Origin of the sequence: Psychrobacter sp. 16-MNA-CIBAN-0192 (assembly GCF_040309565.1) — a bacterium.
In the GTDB taxonomy this organism is placed as follows: Bacteria; Pseudomonadota; Gammaproteobacteria; order Pseudomonadales; family Moraxellaceae; genus Psychrobacter.
In genome coordinates this window covers 1-279 of record NZ_JBEOOX010000165.1, presented here as the reverse complement: position 1 = coordinate 279, position 279 = coordinate 1, and the positions used below count along the sequence as shown (strand labels likewise).

Below are 279 nucleotides of genomic sequence, written 5' to 3'. Positions count from 1 at the left end.
GAATAGATATACAAGAGATATATTAAGAATTCCTTTCCACCCCCATGCAAAAGACGATAAAGATCTTAGCGAACTAATTCAGAGTAATTTACAGAGCTCATTAATAGATGCAATAATATCAGCAAAAGTAAACCAAGGTTTTTTTACTAAAACTAACTATCCTGAATTAAACAAATTTTTGACTATCATAAACAATTCGGCTTTGAATATTAATGACATAATTTCAGGGTACACTAAGTATAATGACCCTGAAGATCTGTTCTACCAACAAAGTAGTGC

The 279-nt window shown here is 30.8% G+C and carries 1 protein-coding gene; it reads left to right on the top strand.

Annotated elements, in window-relative coordinates:
• Positions 1–279, top strand: a 279-nt coding sequence (locus AAEY78_RS12770) for a hypothetical protein (RefSeq protein WP_352339698.1), incomplete at both ends; no start/stop codon positions are given.